This window comes from Phytopseudomonas seleniipraecipitans, assembly GCF_900102335.1.
Lineage (GTDB): Bacteria > Pseudomonadota > Gammaproteobacteria > Pseudomonadales > Pseudomonadaceae > Aquipseudomonas > Aquipseudomonas seleniipraecipitans.
In genome coordinates, this window is the sequence record NZ_FNBM01000005.1 from 104764 (window position 1) to 121148 (window position 16385).

The 16385-nt window shown below is 61.1% G+C and carries 11 protein-coding genes and 1 pseudogene; 9 read left to right on the forward strand and 3 right to left on the reverse strand.

Going from position 1 to position 16385, the window contains the following annotated elements; genetic code table 11:
• Nucleotides 1-53: 53 nt before the first annotated feature.
• The 3 genes from BLS60_RS12445 to BLS60_RS12455 all read left to right on the forward strand — a co-directional run bounded on the left by BLS60_RS12445 (nucleotide 54) and on the right by BLS60_RS12455 (nucleotide 2261).
• On the forward strand, nucleotides 54-920 hold the full coding sequence (locus BLS60_RS12445; RefSeq protein WP_070881035.1) for an HDOD domain-containing protein: 867 nt from the start codon (nucleotides 54-56) through the stop codon (nucleotides 918-920).
• Nucleotides 921-990: 70 nt separating this feature from the next.
• Nucleotides 991-1803 carry a bifunctional DNA-formamidopyrimidine glycosylase/DNA-(apurinic or apyrimidinic site) lyase gene (gene mutM, locus BLS60_RS12450; protein WP_092368490.1) on the forward strand — a complete coding sequence of 271 codons (813 nt, stop codon included), beginning with the start codon at nucleotides 991-993 and terminating at the stop codon, nucleotides 1801-1803.
• A 116-nt stretch (nucleotides 1804-1919) separates the two neighbouring features.
• A complete protein-coding gene (locus BLS60_RS12455; RefSeq protein WP_070881033.1) occupies nucleotides 1920-2261 on the forward strand; it encodes a multidrug transporter in 342 nt (113 codons plus the stop codon).
• Nucleotides 2262-2354: 93 nt separating this feature from the next.
• Here the strand turns inward: BLS60_RS12455 and ggt are convergent, their stop codons facing one another.
• The 3 genes from ggt to coaD form a co-directional block, all read right to left on the reverse strand.
• Nucleotides 2355-4040: a gamma-glutamyltransferase gene (gene ggt, locus BLS60_RS12460; protein WP_092368493.1), complete on the reverse strand. Its 1686-nt coding sequence runs from the start codon at nucleotides 4038-4040 to the stop codon at nucleotides 2355-2357.
• A 2-nt stretch (nucleotides 4041-4042) separates the two neighbouring features.
• Nucleotides 4043-4294 (reverse strand): YfhL family 4Fe-4S dicluster ferredoxin, encoded by a 252-nt coding sequence (locus tag BLS60_RS12465; RefSeq protein WP_070881031.1) that lies wholly within the window; start codon nucleotides 4292-4294, stop codon nucleotides 4043-4045.
• A 148-nt stretch (nucleotides 4295-4442) separates the two neighbouring features.
• Entirely contained in the window at nucleotides 4443-4925 is a 483-nt protein-coding gene (gene coaD / locus BLS60_RS12470) for a pantetheine-phosphate adenylyltransferase (RefSeq protein WP_070881030.1), read from the reverse strand.
• Between the two features lie 646 nt (nucleotides 4926-5571).
• Between coaD and BLS60_RS12475 the strand changes: the two genes are divergently transcribed.
• From BLS60_RS12475 to pelF, 6 genes and pseudogenes are all read left to right on the forward strand, one after another.
• Nucleotides 5572-8391 (forward strand): bifunctional glycoside hydrolase/polysaccharide deacetylase family protein, encoded by a 2820-nt coding sequence (locus BLS60_RS12475; RefSeq protein WP_420848457.1) that lies wholly within the window; start codon nucleotides 5572-5574, stop codon nucleotides 8389-8391.
• The gene (locus BLS60_RS12480) at nucleotides 8369-11977 is read left to right on the forward strand and encodes a tetratricopeptide repeat protein (protein ID WP_092368499.1); all 3609 of its coding nucleotides are present in this window, start codon (nucleotides 8369-8371) and stop codon (nucleotides 11975-11977) included. Before BLS60_RS12475 ends, BLS60_RS12480 begins: the two co-directional genes overlap by 23 nt.
• A 26-nt stretch (nucleotides 11978-12003) precedes the next feature.
• A complete protein-coding gene (locus tag BLS60_RS12485) occupies nucleotides 12004-12522 on the forward strand; it encodes a penicillin-binding protein activator LpoB (RefSeq protein WP_070881028.1) in 519 nt (172 codons plus the stop codon).
• Nucleotides 12523-12527: 5 nt separating this feature from the next.
• A complete protein-coding gene (locus BLS60_RS12490) occupies nucleotides 12528-13895 on the forward strand; it encodes a PelD GGDEF domain-containing protein (protein ID WP_092368502.1) in 1368 nt (455 codons plus the stop codon).
• A complete protein-coding gene (locus BLS60_RS12495) occupies nucleotides 13873-14862 on the forward strand; it encodes a tetratricopeptide repeat protein (protein WP_092368505.1) in 990 nt (329 codons plus the stop codon). The genes BLS60_RS12490 and BLS60_RS12495 overlap by 23 nt, the downstream gene beginning before the upstream one ends.
• Nucleotides 14859-16384 (forward strand): annotated as a pseudogene (gene pelF / locus BLS60_RS12500) (GT4 family glycosyltransferase PelF). The gene BLS60_RS12495 and the pseudogene pelF overlap by 4 nt, the downstream one beginning before the upstream one ends.
• Nucleotide 16385 lies beyond the last annotated feature (1 nt).

The window sequence follows — 16385 nt, forward strand, 5'->3', positions numbered from 1 at the left end:
TATGGCGCAGGGTAAACTGTGCGTTCCGCCCCCTTTCAGCCCCGCCGCCTCCCATGGAAAAAGAACTCTCCGCCGAGCAGATTCAGACGTTTCTGCAGGGCATCAGCGTGCCGCCGCAGCCGCAGATCATGGTTGACCTGCAGTTCGAGCAATACATGCCCAGCCCGGATCTCAAGGCCATTGCGCGGCTGATCAGCCAGGACCCGGGCCTTTCCGGTGCGTTGCTGAAGATCGTCAACTCGCCCTATTTCGGCCTGGCCAACCGCATCGGCTCGATCCAGCGTGCGGTCAACCTGCTGGGCAGCCGCTCGGTGATCAACATGGTCAACGCCCTGTCGATTCGCGGCGAGATGAGCGATGACACCATCGTCACCCTCAACCGTTTCTGGGACACCGCGCAGGACGTTGCGATGACCTGCCTGAGCCTGGCCAAGCGTATCGGGTATGAGTCGGTGGACGAGGCCTACACCCTCGGCCTGTTCCACAATTGCGGCATTCCGCTGATGCTCAAGCGCTTTCCCGATTACATGACGGTGCTCGAAGAGTCCTACGCCAGCGCCAGTACCGAGCGGCGCGTCGTCGACACCGAGAATCGCCTGCTCAACACCAACCACGCCGTGGTCGGTTATTACACCGCGAAATCGTGGAACCTGCCGTTGCACCTGTGCGAGGCCATTGCCAACCACCACAACGCCCTGGCCATCTTCTCCGATGACAACGGCCGCGATGCGCAACTCAAGAACCTGTTGGCGATTCTCAAGATGGCCGAGCACATCTGCCGCAGCTATCAGGTGCTGGGCAACCAGGAGGAGGATCATGAATGGCAGAGCATCGAGCCGCTGATTCTCGACTATGTCGGCCTTTCCGGTTACGACTTCGAAAATCTGCGCGAAAGCATCCGCGACCTCGGCGCCGCCTGACACCGTGTTGACGGCGCAACCAGGCAGCCCCTAGGGTGGCTGCCTTGCCCTCCTGTTCGAAGTAGCCGCCATGCCCGAATTGCCAGAAGTCGAAACCACCCGTCGTGGCATCGCGCCGCATCTCATCGGCCAGCGGGTCAGCCGGGTGATCGTGCGCGAACGGCGCCTGCGCTGGCCGATCCCCGAGGACCTCGACGTACGCCTGTCCGGTCAGCGCATCGAAGCTGTGGAGCGGCGGGCCAAGTACCTGCTGATCAAAGCCGAGGTCGGTACGTTGATCAGCCATCTGGGTATGTCCGGTAACTTGCGCCTGGTCGAGGCAGGGCTACCGGCAGCCAAGCACGAGCACGTGGATATCGAGCTGGAGTCCGGCCTGGCACTGCGCTACACGGACCCGCGGCGCTTCGGTGCGCTGCTGTGGAGCGAGCTGCCGCTGGAACACGAGCTGCTGGTGCGCCTGGGGCCGGAGCCGTTGACTGACCTGTTCGACGGCGAGCGTCTGTTTCAGCTGTCGCGTGGCAAGGCGGTGGCAATCAAGCCGTTCATTATGGACAACGCCGTGGTGGTGGGCGTTGGCAATATCTATGCGACCGAAGCGCTGTTCGCCGCCGGCATCGACCCGCGCCGTGCCGCCGGAACGGTCTCACGGGCGCGTTACGTACGCCTGGCCGGGGAGATCAAGCGGATATTGGCCCACGCCATTGAACGCGGCGGTACGACATTACGAGATTTCATCGGCGGTGATGGCCAGCCGGGCTACTTCCAGCAGGAGCTGTTTGCCTACGGGCGGGGCGGGCAGTTCTGCAAAGTGTGCGGTAGCACCCTGCGCGAGGTGAAGCTGGGTCAACGAGCCAGTGTCTATTGCCCGAAATGTCAGCGATAAGCCGTTTCATCCGATAACGTGACTACTTGTTCAGCGATTGACGGCCATCACGCGACAATCGCCAGCGCACTGTTATAGTTACCGGCATCGTCCGTATACCTTCGAAGGATCGCCCCATGAAACTGTTTCGCTCTTGCGCTGCTGTTCTGGCGCTGACTGCTGCCTCACTGGCACTGACTGCCAATGCGCAAGAGGTGCAGCAGAACGCCAGCGGAGACCCGCTCTACACCGTGCAGGCCCCGGATGGCTTTGCCATGCTTGGTGACCTGCTGATCGCGCGCCCGCTGCTGATCGGTGCCACGGCCATCGGCGCGGCTGCCTTTGTCGTTGCGCTGCCGTTCTCGGCGATGGGCGGCGGCATCGGTGCCACCGGCCGTGCGCTGGTGGTCGAGCCTGGCAAGGCCGCGTTCGTGCGCTGCCTGGGCTGCACCGGCGACGGCTATAACCAGCGCCAGTAATCCCGCTCGCTCGACAGAGCAGAAAGGCCCCTCACGCATGCGCGTCAGGGGCCTTTTTCATGGGGGCGCGATTGTGGGTTGGCGGCGATTTGCCTAGCGCACGTCGCTGTTACCAACGCCACGCGGGTCGCTGGCCGCTTCCACCTCGCCGGTGGCCTTGTTCCAGCGCAGCACCTGCTGATTGCCATATTCACGTTCGACATTTTTGAGTCGGTAACCGCGCGCCTGCAGCTCGGCAATCTGCGCGGCGCTAAAGGTCTGCGGCTCGTGCTCGATGACATCCGGCAGGTACTGGTGATGATAACGCGGCACCGCCGGCCAGCGCTGGATGGGCTGACCATCCAGGTATTCGAGGATCGACAGCAGCACCATGCTCGGAATACGGCTACCGCCTGGTGTTCCGAAGCTGGTGAGCTCGCTCGGACTTTCCAGAAAGGTCGGGCTCATGCTCGACAGCGGGCGCTTGCCGGCGGCAATGGCATTGGCGTGGCTGCCAGCCAGGCCATAGGCGTTAGCGCCCTCCAGGTCGGCCGCGAAGTCGTCCATCTCGTCATTGAGCAGCACGCCAGTGCCCGGCACGGTGAAGGCGGCGCCGAATGGCAGGTTGATCGACAGGGTGGCGCTGACTGCGTTGCCATCGGCGTCCAGCACGGTGAAGTGGGTGGTGTGGTCGCCTTCCTTCCAGGTGCCGGCTGGTGGCAGCTCGCTGCTTGGCGTGGCGCGCTGCGGGTCGATGCTGTCGCCCAGGCGTTGCAGATACGCTGGGTTGAGCAGGGTGGCAGTTGGGCTGTCGACGAAGTCCGGGTCGCCCAGCAGACCGCGGTCGCGGTAGACACGGCGCAGGGTTTCCACCACCAGATGGCTGCGCTGCACCGGCTCGGCCTCGCGCCAGGGCAGGCGCTGCAGGATCAGCAAGCTTTGCGCCAGCGCCAAACCACCGGCAGAAGGCGGCGGTGCGCTGATCAGTTCGCGACCCTCGGCCAGCGGTACGCGGATCGGCTGGCGCTGCACGGTGCGGTAGTCACCCAGGTCCTGCAGCGTCCAGATGCCGCCGGCTGCGCGTACCCCGGCAACCAGTCGCTCGGCCAGCGGCCCGGCATAGAAGCCGTCGCGGCCGCTACGGGCCAGCGCTACCAAGGTGTCGGCCAGTTCCGGTTGGCGCAGCAATGTGCCTTCTGCGGGCACTGCCCCATCATTCAGGAACAACCGTGCGGTCTCTGCATCGTCGCGCATGGCAGCCAGCCGCATGCCGGCGCGTTCGCGATAAACACGGTCGACCGGAAAGCCCTCGCGGGCCAGGCGGATCGCCGGCGCCAGACTGTCGCGCAGCGGCAGCCGACCGTGGTGTTCGGCCAACTCGACCAGCGCCGCCGGCAGGCCTGGGATGGCGGCGGCGAGTGCGCCATCACGCGACAACCCTGGCTGCACCTGGCCGTCGCGCCGATACAGGTCGGCGTGGGCGGCGCCAGGCGCGCGTTCACGAGCGTCTAGAAAAACGTAGCGAGCGTCGGCGCTGCGTAGCAGGAAGAAACCGCCGCCGCCGAGCCCTGAACCATAGGGCTCTACAACCGCCAGGGCGGCGCTGATGGCGACAGCCGCATCGAAGGCGTTACCGCCAAGTGCCAGGGTTTCCCGTCCGGCAACAGTGGCGGCGGGGTGCGCGGTGGCAATGGCGCTGCGGCCAGGCTGTTCGCTGGCCTGCAAGCTGAGGCTGCACAGCAGCAACAGCGCACTGAACAGCGCCACAAGAGCGGGATTGCCGCGGGATGAGCGGCGCACCTTCAGGCCTTGCCGGTGAGGACTTGGTACTTCTTCATCAACTGATCCTTGCTCTCGACGTTGTTCTCGTCGAGGGGAATGCAGTCCACGGGGCAGACCTGCTGGCACTGGGGCTCGTCGTAGTGGCCGACGCATTCGGTACACAGGTTGGGGTCGATCACGTAGATCTCCTCACCCTGGGAGATCGCCGCGTTCGGGCACTCAGGTTCGCAGACGTCGCAGTTGATGCAATCGTCGGTGATGATCAGGGACATGAAAGGCACGCTCCTGCCGGGCCACTGGCCGCGACACATTCAAACAGGAATGCACGATTGTGCCGGATTGTCGCCGCCAGCGCACGCTCGGGCGCCGTACGGAATGACGCCCCTGCGTGATGTGTGGAATTACCGCATAGGCATGCGATCAACGCGCCTTGAAGCGCTCGCTCAAGGCATCGGCCACGGCCGGGTGCACGAACTTGCTGATATCGCCGCCGAGGTTGGCAATCTCCCGCACCAGGGTGGAGGAGATGAACGAGTACTTTTCCGACGGGGTAAGAAACAGGCTTTCCAGCTCCGGCGCCAGTTGGCGGTTCATGTTGGCCAGCTGGAACTCGTATTCAAAATCCGAGACCGCACGCAGACCGCGCAGCAGCACATTGGCGCCCTGTTCCTTGGCAAAGGAGGCGAGCAGCGTGGCAAAGCCGATCACTTCGACGTTGGGCAGGTGACGGGTCACTTCCCGGGCCAGTTCCACACGTTGCTCCAGCGAGAACAGCGGGTTTTTCTTCGGGCTGGCAGCTACTGCGATGACCACGCTGTCGAACAGGCGCGAGGCGCGCTCGACCAGGTCGCCGTGCCCCTTGGTAATAGGGTCGAAGGTGCCTGGGTATAACACTCGATTCATCGTGACGTCCTGGCAGGCGCGTTGGGGAATCGGATGGTAGCGCAGCACGCCGGGGCGGGCAAAGCCGATGGCCTGCCGGCAGTCGCGGATATGGCGTTAATCGGCTCTAAGGCTCTACGAAGGATCGTTCATGCCGTTTTAATGAGCCTCTGCCGATTTCCAGGAAAGGCTGGTAACTGCAAACTAAAAAACTATGCATCGAGTGTCTGAAACATCACAAACAACGCCTCATTGCATAAAGCCCTGGCTACAGCCTTTGGCGCTAAAAACTGCACCGGCTTATTTACCAATGTCGTTATATTTAAAATATTCCTCCATTTTTTGGTATTTTCGCTTTGCGTTTCGGCATCGCTTTCTCAGCCAGTGTTTATCGGTAACGAGGTGAAAAAATTGAACCTTTAGTTTTATTTGTATGGCCCGGTTTTACGGGCTTGGCGTGGAGGTAGAGGCCAACTTTTTCAGCTGTTTTCTTGGCGTCAAAATTCCGCAAAAGCTATAAAAAAATAATAATGGCCTTTTGCTTGCACTCTTTAAAACTCTGTGAATAATGCCGCTCCGGTTACATGCGCGCTCGTCCTGAGCGTTGTGAGATCCTATGTCCTCCGTTGTGGCATTTATTCATCAACTCAAGCTTGAAGTTGTTCGTTTGGCTGTGGCTTTCCGGTCCGGGAGTGCATTCCAGCGAAGTCTTTTCGGCTTGCTTTGCCTATTACCTGCGTTCCTGGCGAATGCCGGCAGTGCGAGTGCCTCGGAGGCAGATCAGAAGCTGCGCAGCGTGGCGTTTTGGTACGCGGACGCGCCGCCGGTAAGCGAGCTATCCCAATTCGACTGGGTCGTCCTTGAGCCCGGCCATGTCCAGGCCGCGGATATAGCCCTTCTGCGTGGGCAAGGCAGCCTGCCGTTTGCCTATCTCTCAGTCGGTGAGTTTTCAGGCGATGCTGCTGCGTTGGCGGGTGCATCACTTCAGAGTGGGGCGAGCCCGGTACGCAACGAGGCTTGGGATAGCCAGGTGATGCCGCTGTCCTCTAAGGCCTGGCGCGACCACCTGTTGCAGCGCGCTCACGAGTTTCGTGCTGCCGGGTATGCAGGTCTTTTCCTCGACACACTCGACAGCTTCCAGCTGCTTCCCGCTAATCAGCGTGAGGCGGAGCGGCTGGCATTGCGCGACTTCCTCGCCGAGCTAAAACGCCGCGAGCCTGAGCTGAAGCTGTTTTTTAACCGCGGCTTTGAGGTGCTTCCCGAATTGCCAGGGGTTGCAGCTGCTGTCGCCGTCGAGTCGATTCATGCCGGCTGGGATCCAGAAAACAAGGCTTATCGATCCGTTTCCGATACGGATCGCGAGTGGCTGGAAGGCCACCTGAAACCGCTTCGCGACCAGAATATTCCTCTGGTGGCGATCGATTACCTGCCTCCTGAACGCCGCGATGACGCCCGCCAGTTGGCGGCGCGTTTGCGCAGTGAAGGCTTCATTCCCTACGTCACGGTACCGAACCTCGATCAGTTGGGGATCAGCAGTATCGAGGTCCAGCCACGGCGTATCGCGATGATCTACGATCCTCGCGAGGGCGATATGTACCTGAACGCCGGTCATATGTACCTGGCCGGGTTGCTCGAATACCTGGGCTACCGAGTCGATTACTGGACGCCAGATCAGTTGCCAGAAAGACCGCTCAGCGGCCTGTATGCAGGTGTGGTCACTTGGATGACCAGCGGTTCGCCCGTCGAGGCCAGAGCGTTCAATCAATGGCTGGTGGCGCGTGCCGACGAGCACGTACCTATCGCATTCTTCGGTGGTCTGCCGATCGAGAATGACAGTGTGCTGCGACGCTTCGGTTTGCGCCGTACCTCCACGCCACTGAGCGGCAAGGCGGAGATCGCCGAGTACGACAAGGCGCTGCTGGGCAGTTTCGAAGCGCCACTGGTCTTGCGTACCCGTGATGTACCGCCATTGACGACCCTGCCAGGTGGCCCCAAGGCGCTATTGGCGCTGCAAGATGATCAGAAGAGGCTGTTCACGCCAGCAGTATTGGGCGAGTGGGGTGGGCTGGTGTTGTCGCCTTATGTCATTGAGGAGGGGCCGGATCAGCGTCGATGGATCGTCGATCCGTTCGCTTTCCTGCAGCAGGCACTGCGGTTGCCACCGATGCCAAGCCTGGACGCTACTACGGAAAATGGCCGACGCATTGCCACCGTGCATCTTGATGGCGATGGCTTTGTCTCCCGCGCCGAGACCCCCGGCTCGCCCTATTCCGGGGAGCTGGTGCTCAACGAATTCATCAAGCCTTACCCCTTCCTGACATCCGTGTCGGTTATCGAGGGGGAAATTGGCCCGCGGGGCATGTACCCGTATCTGGCCGATGAGCTGGAGCCCGTTGCACGCAAGATTTTCGCTGAAAAGAAAGTAGAGGTGGCCACCCACACGTTCAGCCATCCGTTCTTTTGGCAGCCGGAAAAGGCAGCCAAGCGAGAAGGCTTTAATCCGGAATACGGCTTCATGATGGCGATTCCAGGTTACAAGAAGCTGGACTTCACTCGCGAAATCGTCGGCTCGACCGCCTACATCAACCAGCGTCTGACCACACCTGCCAAGCCGGTGAAGATGGTGTTCTGGTCGGGTGATGCCATGCCCGACGAAGCGACCGTCAAGTTGGCCTATGACGCCGGGCTGTCCAATGTAAACGGCGGCACCACCGCGTTGACCAACGCGCACCCTTCCATGACCGGCCTGTCACCCCTGCTACGCCCCACTAGTGGTGGGTTGCACTATTACGCACCCATCATCAACGAGAACGTTTACACCAACTTGTGGCGGGGGCCGTATTACGGTTTCCGCGGAGTCATGGAGACGTTCGCGCTGACCGACAAGCCGCGTCGCCTACGCGGGCTCAACCTGTATTACCACTTTTATTCGGGTACCAAGCAGGCCTCGATCAGGGTCATGCACGAGATCTACCGTGCCATGCAGGCAGAGCAACCAATCTCGCTGTGGATGAGTGACTACGTTACTCGCATGCACGGCATCCACCAGGGCAGCCTGGCGCGTCAGGAGGATGGCAGCTGGCAGATCCGCGCGCTCGACGGGTTGCGTACGGTGCGCCTCGATCCTCGACTGGGCTGGCCCGACCTGACCCGTTCGAGCGGCATAGCCGGCGTACGTGATTTGCCGCAAGGGCGTTATGTGCATCTCGCGGGCGATAGGGCGGTGCTGGCACTTCGTGACAGCCGTGACCCGCGGCCGGCATTGGAGGAGGCCAATCTGCCCCTTCTCGACTGGCACTACCTGGACGATCACAGGGTGCGCTTCTCCTTCCAGGGCAACATGCCGTTGACGTTTGCCGTGCGCGCGCAAGGCACCTGTGCAGTGGAGATCGCTGGCAAACAGTACGCCGGTACTCGTGAAAGTGATTTGTGGCGATTCAAACTGCCTATGGAGCGGGTGCTAGATGCGCAACTCTTCTGCCGTTAAGCCTGCGCAGCTGCTAAGCCGCTGGACATTGTTGCTGGTAACGCTGCTGACGATTGCGTTGCTGGTGCTTACCTACAAGAGTGAGGATGTGTTCCTGCCCGACAGCGGCAAAAAGCCGGATGCGGTTTCCATTAGCTACGCGGAGCTCCTGTTAGAAGCTCACCCGGAAAATCAGGAACTACGCCTGACGCTCATCGAGCAGCTTCTCGAACTTCAGGATTACCCGCGTGCGCTTCGTCATGTACGTGAACTCGACGCCTCGAATGCCCGCAGCTTACCGTTCTACCTGGCCGAACTCGACGTGCTGGAGGCGCTGGCCAATCCGCAGGGAATAGACGCCGAGCTGCGCACTGCACTGGTCGAGCGGCTGGCCGGCCTGAACGCGCATGATTTATCCGACGCGCAGTTAGTACGCCTCGCAAAATATGCACTCTCGCTGTCTGCCCCGAGTATCGCGGCGCCGATATACGTCGAGTTGGCTGGCCGCGATCAGGAAAAGCGCTCCGAATGGCTCGCTGAGGCGGCTAAATGGTACATGGCGAGTGGCTCGGCAAAGCGTGCAAGCGAGCTGTATCTGGAGTTGATGGAGCTGACCCCCGATCCTCAACAACGGGTCGAGTTTCTGCAGCGGGCATTTTTCAGTCTGCTGGCTGCTGGGCAAAGTGGACAGGCAGCCGAGCTGATGGCCGGTCACCTCCAAGAATTGCGTGCAGTTGATTCCGGCATGTTGAAGGCCGGGGTTCAGGCTGCTTTGGGTGGCCAGCGGTTCGATCTCGCAGAGCAGCTTGTGACTCGCTGGCGCCAGTGGCGGCCCGATGACCAGGATGCACTGGAGATGGAGTTCCAAATGCGTCTGGCATTTGGCGATACCGAGCACGCCTGGGCGAGCGGGCAAGCGCTGTTGAACGCCAGTCCTGAGGACGCCGCGCTGCTGGAAAAAATGGCCAAACTGGCAGAGTGGACGGGCCACCCTCGTGAAGCGCTCGACTACTGGATTCGTCTGCTGGCCATCGACGAGGACAATACCGAGAACCGCGACCATGCCTGGCGCCTGGCTGCACAGCTATTCGATTTCGATCATGCCATTCCGCTGCTGGCACGGCTGGCGGACAAAAGGCGCTTGTCGGACGAAGAGCTGAACACCATTGTCTACAGCCATCAGTCCCGGGGCACGCCCGAGCAGGGCGAAAGCTGGCTGCGCGAGTACGTACGCCATTACCCCGACCACAGCCTGGCCTGGCAGCGGCTGCAGCAGATTCTTGAGAACACTCAGCAGTTTCGCAAGGAAGCCGAAATCTGGGCAGAGATGGATAGTCGCTTTGGGCTGACCAATGCTCAGCGCCTGAGCTGGGCAGAGGCCTACTGGCAGCTGTTTGATGTGGCTTCGGCTTACGCGGTGCTTGAGGCCGTTGATGATCCGCAGGCAGCTGGCCCCGAGTACTGGCTGCTGCGCGGTGACCTTGCCTGGGAGCTGGAGCGCGACGACGAGGCTCTTGATGCCTATGAACATCTTCAGGCTTTCGACCGGCCGCTAAGCAGCACCGCCGAGGAACGCCTGATCACGCTGTACTCCACCCGGTCGCCGAATAAAGCGCTGAAACTGCTGACTGCCAGCTGGCAGCGTAGCCATGATCCGCAGCGCTTGAGTAGTGCACTTTACCTGGCCGAGCAACTGCAGGACTGGGCCGCATTGCAGGCGTTGGTCGAGCAGGCGCAGGCCACGCCAGGCGGCGAGCGCATCGCTCCACTGCTCAGTGCCCGCGCTCTGTTAGCCACCCGGGCCGGTGACAATGCCGAGGCAGAGCGCCTTTATAAACAAGGCCTGAAGCAATTTCCGTCGCAGGGCGTATTTCGCCAGGGCTTGCTCTGGCTGTACGTAGAGCTTGGCCGCCGTGAGGAGCTGCCTGCGCTCTTGCAGCGCTGGCAGCGTATCGCTCAGCAGGACAGCGGGTTGTGGCTGCCGTTTGCCGCCGCCAATCAGCAGCTCAATCGTTCCGGGCAGGCATTGGCCTGGTTCCGACTGTATCTCGACTCGAACCCACGTGACTGGCTGGTGCGGGCCGCCTATGCCGATGCCTTGGAAAACGCCGGCTATGCAGACAAGGCAATGCGGCTGCGTAACGACCTGCTCAAACATGCCAAACCGCAACCAGGCGCAGTAGTCGAGCGCTACAGCATGTACCTGCGCCTGATCAGCAGCGCGCAGTCACCGCTTAAAGCAGGCCGTCAGGCAGTGCGCTGGCAGGATGGCTCGCAGCCGATGCTGCAGGTTTGGTTCGAGCAGTTCATGGGGCAACTCGATAGCAACAACCAGCAGGCTGTGAAAGACCAGTGGCTGGCATGGGCGCGCAAGAAGGGGCTCCAGGTCAGCGAGTATGAGCAGTTGCAGGAGGCCTTGCGAAACCAGAACCGCGGTGTGCTGGAAAAGCTTCTGGCCGGTGGCGGTCTTGACGACGCCCAGCATGTCGAAACGCTGACTCGTCTGGGGCGCAGCGGTGAGGCGCTGGGCCTGGGGCTGGCGAGCCTGTCAGACGAGCAGCCCGCCGTGGTGCGTCAGCAGTTACTTAGACAGACAGTCGAACTGCACGAGCGGATGCCTCAGGGCATTCAGGTTGGCTGGCAGAACCGTGACTTTGGCGGTCTCGACGTTAAGGGTTCGGAAATAGAAGTTGCCAGACATCTGGGCAACGACTGGTACGCCAATCTGCACCTGAGCCAGGTTCGTTATGACGCGCAGACGCTCGACGACAAGGTTCTCGGGTCTGAGCGCAATGCACGTCTGACCCTGCAGCGTGAGGTTGCTGATGGCGCTTACGGCCTCACGCTCGATAGCAGCTGGCGTGACGACAAGGACCGGCTGGGCTTCGGCCTGTCTCGCACAGTGCAGCTTTCCTCCCGAGATGAGGTGCAGCTGGCGCTCGACTGGCACCGCGAAGCTGACACGACCGGACTGATGCGTGCGTTGGGTATGCGCGATGGCCTGTCCATCGCGGGCCGGCACAACCTGACGGCACGTGATCAAGTCATCTGGTCGGCGGCGCATAACCGATACGCAACCCGCCAGGGCGATGCGCTTGGCAGCGGGCAGCAGGTCAATGTCGAGCTTAACCATACCTTGCAGTTTGAAGGGCCAACCTGGCAGCTGCGCAGCGGCCTCAGCTATCAGCGCAATAGCGTGAACGCTCGTCTGGACGAGAGCCTGCTTTCTTCGCGCTTTGAGGCGGATGCCGATGGTGACGAGGTGATCACCCCGTTGGGCGGGGCGCTGCGTGTGCAGGATGGAACACCGGCCACGCTGCTCCAGGATCGCTATGGCGAACTGTATGTCGGCAGTAGCTGGCGGCGCGGTCTGCCGGGAGCCCTCAACCGAGGGAAGCCCCAGTACACCTGGTTGGTCGATACGCTGGCCGGCTGGCAGTGGCAGGAAAAGACGTTCAACTACGCGATCAACACAGGCCTCGGTATCGAGGTGCTTGGCAACGATGAATTGGCGTTCACCGTGGGGTATCAGTCGGCACCACAGAGTGGTGATGGCGAACCTGGCGGAACACTAGGCGTGACATACAGCACCCGTTTCGGGCGCTGATCGGGAATCAACAGAAGGAGCGGACGATGTTAGCCATACGATGTGTGACTCTGGTAGTCATTGGCCTGCTGGTCGCAGGCTGTTCCAGTTTTACCCAGGAAAATTCCACGGCCTTGCCGCGTGGTGCCCAGTGGGGGCTATTGCCGCTGGTGAACTATTCGCAGGCGCCGCAAGCCGGAGAACGCAGCGAGCAGATTCTGCTCAGTGTGCTGTCAGAAGAAGGGTTGCGACCACGCGTCTATCCGGTAGTCGCGTCCGTGGACGTGGCATTGCTCGATGACCGCGAGCGCTTCAATCAGGCGCTCTCGTGGGCGCGTGAGCAGAAGCTGGATTACGTCGTCAGCGGTAGCGTCGAAGAGTGGCAATACAAAAGCGGGCTGGACGGTGAGCCCGCGGTAGGTATCAGCCTGCAGATCATCGAGCCGGCTACCGGTCGTGTTCTCTGGAGCAAAAGTGGCGCGCGCGCCGGTTGGTCTCGTGAAAGCCTGGCGGGCACTGCGCAGAAAGTCCTGCGCACGCTTGTTGGCGATTTGTCTCTCGAGTAATGGCCATGGATTCTGCGCACAAGGATTTTACCCTTGCACCCCGTGCCACGGGGCCTGTGTCCTGGCTGGAAACCTTGGGGCTCAGCGGCCTGGCGCTTGGCCTGGGCTACTGGCTGTCGCCGCAGGATCCGCTGCTGGTCAACGAGACGTTCCCCTGGCTGGTTCTGGCGCCGCTGCTATTGGGCATGCGCTACGGTTTTCTGCGTGGTTTGATCAGTGCTGTATTGCTGGTGCTGGCGCTGTTCATCTACCGCAGCAGCGGCCTCGAGGCGTACCAGGAGGTTCCGGCGTCATTCATCGTCGGCATGCTGATCGCTGGCATGTTGGTCGGCGAGTATCGTGACATCTGGGTGCGCCGCCTGGAGCGCCTGGACATGGCCAATGACTACCGTCAGCTGCGTCTCGATGAGTTCACCCGCGCTCACTACATTTTGCGTATATCCCACGATCGGCTGGAAAAGCGCGTGGCGGGCAACGACCAGAGTCTGCGCAGTTCGCTGCTTGATCTGCGCAGTAAACTGCGCGGGTTGCATCAGGGCGACGACGCTCTCGCGGCGCTGTCTGAGCCGATACTCAACCTGCTGTCGCAATACGGGTCATTTCGAGTCGCAGGCCTTTACCCGGTTTCTCCAGGTGCGAAAGTGGGAGTGGCACCGCTCAGCGCGCTGGGTGCGTGTAAGCCGATGCAGGTCGATGATCTGCTGGTGCGCCTGTGCCTGGAGCGTGGCGAACTGGTTAGTGTTCGGGAAACTCTGCTGGAGCGTGATGAGCATCGCGAGCACACGCAATTCCAGGCCTGCATCCCGCTGATCGATACCGAAGGGCGTGCACTGGCAGTAGTGGGCGTGGAGCAAATGCCGTTCTTCTCGTTCAATGAGCGGACGTTAAGCTTGCTGACCATTCTTGCAGGCCATATCGCCGATCTGCTGTCCAGTGAGCACCACGTGCTGCGTCTCGATGACAGCGATGCTCAGCATTTCAGCCAGCATGTGAAACGCTGCCTGATCGACGCCCGTAGCCATACGCTGGATGCCGTGCTGTTCGCTTTCGAAATTAGCCCGTCCGCCCATGCCAATGAGTTGCAGCGGCTTATCGAGGACAGCCAACGCGGCCTCGATTTGCAGCTCAAGGTGACCAGCGCACGAGGCGCCAGCGTGCTGGTGCTACTGCCCCTGACATCCCCGGACGGAGCCCAAGGTTATCTGCAGCGCCTGCACGGGCTGGTGAGTGAGCGCTTCGGGCTGGAACAGAGCCTCGAACTCCTTGGCGTACGAACCCGCAGCTACGACATCGGAGCGAGCAGCGATAGCGCTGCGTTGCGCCATTTTCTATTCAACGAGTGCGCGTTAAATGATCAGCAAGTGGCTATTTAGCGGCGCGTTCCTCTTTGAAATTGGCAGCTGGGCGGCGCTTTTCAATCAAGTGCCCGATAGCCAGTCGACGCTTCTGTTTGTATTAGCTCATACGCTCAGCAGCGTAATGCTCACTGCTGGCGTGTGGCTGCTGCTGCCCAAGCGCTACAAGTATCCGCTGCCATGGAGTGCCGTATTCGTTTTCAGCATCGCCTTCTTCATACCGATGCTGGGTGCGATCGGCGTTGCGGCAGCCGTATTTCCTGCGCTCTACATGCCGAGAAAACAGCATGAGCAGGTGTGGAACTCGATGGGTATACCGGACCTGCCGTTTCAGCCGCAGGAAAAAAATCACAGCCTGATGTTTCATGACGGCGGATTGCAGGACGTGCTGCGCCATGCGCCTAGCGCCGAAATGCGTGCCACTGCGCTCTTCGCGACGCGCCGCATGGTCAGCAAAGATGCTGTACCGATACTCAAATTGGCCCTGCGCGATCCCGTGGACGATGTACGGCTGCTCGCCTACTCGATGCTCGATCAGAAGGAAAGCCGGATCAATCAGCGTATCGAGATCGCCCTGCACCGGCTTTCCACGGCAATGGATGCGGAGAAGCCCGCCCTGCACACCACCTTGGCCCGCTGGTACTGGGAACTTGCCTATCTGGGGCTGGCCCAGGGCAGCGTTCTCGATCACGTACTCGAGCAGGCCCGCAGCCACGCTGACACGGCACTGGAGCTCGGAGCGGGCGACGGTACCTTCATATTGGCCGGACGCATTGCCATGGAACTCGGCAGCCTTGATCGCGCCTTGGCTCATTTCAATAGCGCGCAGGCTGCGGGGATCGATGAGGAAAAACTGATCCCTTACCGTGCAGAGATAGCCTTTTTGCAGGGGCGTTACGAGGCCATTGCGGAGCAGCTGAACCAGCTCTCCGCGGACACATTGCAGCGGCCGCCATTCGCGGCGCTGGCGAGATACTGGTTATGAATACGCATTCCTCCGAACCTGTCGCCGACATTTGTCTTCTGCTCGAAGGCACCTGGCCTTATGTGCGAGGCGGGGTATCCAGCTGGGTCAACCAGTTGATCCTTGGTCTGCCTGAGCTGACCTTTTCAGTGTTTTTCATTGGTGGCCAGCGCGAAAGCTACGGCAGCCGGCATTACGCGATCCCGGCCAATGTCGTGCATCTTGAAGAGCATTTCCTGGAGAGCGCCTGGCGTCCCGGCGATGGCGTAGTGGCAGCCAAACGGGAGGGGCCGCGGCAAGTGATGCGTGAGCTGCACGCGTTTCTCCATCACCCGGAAGAGCCGATGGCAGAACAGGGCGAGCGGGTGCTCAAGCATCTGGTGAGCGGTGCGGCCAGCCTGGATGACGTTCTGCACAGTCGGGCGAACTGGGAAGCCATCACCGAGGGTTACGGCAGCCATTGCAGCGATCCGTCCTTCATCAACTATTTCTGGACACTGCGCACCATGCAGGCGCCGCTGTTGATGCTCGCCGAGGCCGCCCGAAAGATGCCCAGAGCACGGGTTTTGCACTCGATATCCACCGGGTATGCAGGGCTACTCGGGAGCATGCTGCAGCAACACTGGCAGTGCGCCTATCTCATTAGCGAACACGGTATCTACACCAAAGAGCGCAAGATCGACCTGGCCCAAGCCAGCTGGATTTCGGAAAGCCCGGATGAGGCGTTGCGTACCGGCCTGGACGCCGAGGTCAGTTATATCCGCCGCTTGTGGATCCGTTTTTTCGAGCGTATCGGGCTGCTCGCCTATCGCTCTGCCGATCCGATCATCTCGCTGTATAGCGGTAACCGTGATCGCCAGATCGCCAGATCGCCGATGGCGCCGACGCCAGTCGTACCCGAGTGATTCCCAACGGTATTCCCCTGCAGGCCTGGTCTGACGCACTGAATCAGCGGCCCGAGGGGATTCCCAAGGTCGTAGGTCTGATTGGCCGCGTGGTGCCGATCAAGGACGTGAAAACCTTTATCCGGGCCATGCGCAGCGTTGTGACGGCCGTGCCGGATGCCGAGGGGTGGATCGTGGGTCCCGAGGATGAGGACCCGGATTACGCAGCCGAGTGCCATCACCTGGTTGTGAGCTTGGGGCTCGAGGGACGGGTCAAGTTTCTCGGCTTCCGAAAAATCGATGAGGTACTGCCACAGCTCGGGGTGACTGTACTCACCTCGATCAGCGAGGCACAGCCGCTGGTCATACTCGAGGCTTGGGCGGCAGGAACGCCAGTCGTCAGCAGTGACGTCGGTTCTTGCCGCGAACTGATTGAGGGCGCACCGGGTGAAGATCGCTTGCTCGGCAATGCCGGCGAGGTGGTCGCGATCGCCGATCCGCAGGCGACTGCACGGGCGATCATCGGCCTGCTGAGCAGTCCGCAACGCTGGCAGTCTGCCCAAGCCGTTGGGCTTGAGCGGGTCAGCCGGTTCTATACCGAAACATTGATGCTGGAGCGCTACCGCAACTTGTACCGCGAAGCCATGAGGAGCATTTGAT

Coding starts and splice junctions, on each gene's coding strand:
- BLS60_RS12495 (WP_092368505.1), top strand. CDS start 13,873: ATGATCAGCAAGTGGCTATTTAGCGGCGCGTTCCTCTTTGAAATTGGC.
- BLS60_RS12445 (WP_070881035.1), top strand. CDS start 54: ATGGAAAAAGAACTCTCCGCCGAGCAGATTCAGACGTTTCTGCAGGGC.
- BLS60_RS12455 (WP_070881033.1), top strand. CDS start 1,920: ATGAAACTGTTTCGCTCTTGCGCTGCTGTTCTGGCGCTGACTGCTGCC.
- mutM (WP_092368490.1), top strand. CDS start 991: ATGCCCGAATTGCCAGAAGTCGAAACCACCCGTCGTGGCATCGCGCCG.
- BLS60_RS12480 (WP_092368499.1), top strand. CDS start 8,369: ATGCGCAACTCTTCTGCCGTTAAGCCTGCGCAGCTGCTAAGCCGCTGG.
- coaD (WP_070881030.1), bottom strand. CDS start 4,925: ATGAATCGAGTGTTATACCCAGGCACCTTCGACCCTATTACCAAGGGG.
- BLS60_RS12485 (WP_070881028.1), top strand. CDS start 12,004: ATGTTAGCCATACGATGTGTGACTCTGGTAGTCATTGGCCTGCTGGTC.
- BLS60_RS12465 (WP_070881031.1), bottom strand. CDS start 4,294: ATGTCCCTGATCATCACCGACGATTGCATCAACTGCGACGTCTGCGAA.
- BLS60_RS12490 (WP_092368502.1), top strand. CDS start 12,528: ATGGATTCTGCGCACAAGGATTTTACCCTTGCACCCCGTGCCACGGGG.